The organism is Streptomyces sp. NPDC079167, from assembly GCF_040686735.1.
Taxonomy (GTDB): Bacteria; Actinomycetota; Actinomycetes; order Streptomycetales; family Streptomycetaceae; genus Streptomyces.
In genome coordinates, this window is sequence record NZ_JBFBLO010000049.1 from 1 (window position 1) to 3,035 (window position 3,035).

2 rRNA genes (1 of these 2 running past the window's edge) are annotated in these 3,035 nt (G+C 57.4%); both read left to right on the forward strand.

From position 1 onward, the window contains the following. A 16S ribosomal RNA gene (locus AB0P41_RS35855) occupies positions 1 to 1,449 on the forward strand; the annotation flags it as partial. Positions 1,450 to 1,751: 302 nt separating this feature from the next. Beyond that, a 23S ribosomal RNA gene (locus AB0P41_RS35860) occupies positions 1,752 to 3,035 on the forward strand (it continues 1,939 nt past the right edge of the window).

Sequence of the window (3,035 nt, forward strand, 5' to 3'; positions counted from 1 at the left end):
TTCGGGGTGGATTAGTGGCGAACGGGTGAGTAACACGTGGGCAATCTGCCCTTCACTCTGGGACAAGCCCTGGAAACGGGGTCTAATACCGGATAACACTCTGTCCCGCATGGGACGGGGTTAAAAGCTCCGGCGGTGAAGGATGAGCCCGCGGCCTATCAGCTTGTTGGTGGGGTGATGGCCTACCAAGGCGACGACGGGTAGCCGGCCTGAGAGGGCGACCGGCCACACTGGGACTGAGACACGGCCCAGACTCCTACGGGAGGCAGCAGTGGGGAATATTGCACAATGGGCGAAAGCCTGATGCAGCGACGCCGCGTGAGGGATGACGGCCTTCGGGTTGTAAACCTCTTTCAGCAGGGAAGAAGCGAAAGTGACGGTACCTGCAGAAGAAGCGCCGGCTAACTACGTGCCAGCAGCCGCGGTAATACGTAGGGCGCAAGCGTTGTCCGGAATTATTGGGCGTAAAGAGCTCGTAGGCGGCTTGTCACGTCGGATGTGAAAGCCCGGGGCTTAACCCCGGGTCTGCATTCGATACGGGCTAGCTAGAGTGTGGTAGGGGAGATCGGAATTCCTGGTGTAGCGGTGAAATGCGCAGATATCAGGAGGAACACCGGTGGCGAAGGCGGATCTCTGGGCCATTACTGACGCTGAGGAGCGAAAGCGTGGGGAGCGAACAGGATTAGATACCCTGGTAGTCCACGCCGTAAACGTTGGGAACTAGGTGTTGGCGACATTCCACGTCGTCGGTGCCGCAGCTAACGCATTAAGTTCCCCGCCTGGGGAGTACGGCCGCAAGGCTAAAACTCAAAGGAATTGACGGGGGCCCGCACAAGCAGCGGAGCATGTGGCTTAATTCGACGCAACGCGAAGAACCTTACCAAGGCTTGACATATACCGGAAAGCATCAGAGATGGTGCCCCCCTTGTGGTCGGTATACAGGTGGTGCATGGCTGTCGTCAGCTCGTGTCGTGAGATGTTGGGTTAAGTCCCGCAACGAGCGCAACCCTTGTTCTGTGTTGCCAGCATGCCCTTCGGGGTGATGGGGACTCACAGGAGACTGCCGGGGTCAACTCGGAGGAAGGTGGGGACGACGTCAAGTCATCATGCCCCTTATGTCTTGGGCTGCACACGTGCTACAATGGCCGGTACAATGAGCTGCGATGCCGCGAGGCGGAGCGAATCTCAAAAAGCCGGTCTCAGTTCGGATTGGGGTCTGCAACTCGACCCCATGAAGTCGGAGTTGCTAGTAATCGCAGATCAGCATTGCTGCGGTGAATACGTTCCCGGGCCTTGTACACACCGCCCGTCACGTCACGAAAGTCGGTAACACCCGAAGCCGGTGGCCCAACCCCTTGTGGGAGGGAGCTGTCGAAGGTGGGACTGGCGATTGGGACGAAGTCGTAACAAGGTAGCCGTACCGGAAGGTGCGGCTGGATCACCTCCTTTCTAAGGAGCATCTAGGTTTCCTTCGGGGAATCCAGAGACCATTTCGTCGGCAAATGTTCGACGGTGGTTGCTCATGGGTGGAACGTTGACTATTCGGCACGACAGGTTGTTTTCGTGAGTACTGCTTCGGCGTGGAAAGTGAAAGGGATCGGTCGGGTCGGGCACGCTGTTGGGTATCTGAAGGTACGGGCTCGTTTGAGTCTGTCCCTTTGGTTGCCGGCCCCAGTGCACTCACCTGTAAGGGTGGGGTGATGGGTGGCTGGTCGTTGTTTGAGAACTGCACAGTGGACGCGAGCATCTGTGGCCAAGTTTTTAAGGGCGCACGGTGGATGCCTTGGCACCAGGAACCGATGAAGGACGTGGGAGGCCACGATAGTCCCCGGGGAGCTGTCAACCAAGCTTTGATCCGGGGGTTTCCGAATGGGGAAACCCGGCAGTCGTCATGGGCTGTCACCCGCTGCTGAACACATAGGCAGTGTGGAGGGAACGAGGGGAAGTGAAACATCTCAGTACCCTCAGGAAGAGAAAACAACCGTGATTCCGGGAGTAGTGGCGAGCGAAACTGGATCAGGCCAAACCGTATGCGTGTGATACCCGGCAGGGGTTGCGTATACGGGGTTGTGGGATCTCTCTTTCACAGTCTGCCGGCTGTGAGGCGAGTCAGAAACCGTTGATGTAGGCGAAGGACATGCGAAAGGTCCGGCGTAGAGGGTAAGACCCCCGTAGCTGAAACATCAACGGCTCGTTTGAGAGACACCCAAGTAGCACGGGGCCCGAGAAATCCCGTGTGAATCTGGCGGGACCACCCGCTAAGCCTAAATATTCCCTGGTGACCGATAGCGGATAGTACCGTGAGGGAATGGTGAAAAGTACCGCGGGAGCGGAGTGAAATAGTACCTGAAACCGTGTGCCTACAAGCCGTGGGAGCGTCGCTGTATGTGCTTGCACATGCAGTCGTGACTGCGTGCCTTTTGAAGAATGAGCCTGCGAGTTAGCGGTGTGTAGCGAGGTTAACCCGTGTGGGGAAGCCGTAGCGAAAGCGAGTCCGAACAGGGCGATTGAGTTGCACGCTCTAGACCCGAAGCGGAGTGATCTAGCCATGGGCAGGTTGAAGCGGAGGTAAGACTTCGTGGAGGACCGAACCCACCAGGGTTGAAAACCTGGGGGATGACCTGTGGTTAGGGGTGAAAGGCCAATCAAACTCCGTGATAGCTGGTTCTCCCCGAAATGCATTTAGGTGCAGCGTCGTGTGTTTCTTGCCGGAGGTAGAGCACTGGATAGGCGATGGGCCCTACCGGGTTACTGACCTTAGCCAAACTCCGAATGCCGGTAAGTGAGAGCACGGCAGTGAGACTGTGGGGGATAAGCTCCATGGTCGAGAGGGAAACAGCCCAGAGCATCGACTAAGGCCCCTAAGCGTACGCTAAGTGGGAAAGGATGTGGAGTCGCAGAGACAACCAGGAGGTTGGCTTAGAAGCAGCCACCCTTGAAAGAGTGCGTAATAGCTCACTGGTCAAGTGATTCCGCGCCGACAATGTAGCGGGGCTCAAGCGTACCGCCGAAGTCGTGTCATTCCAGCACGTACC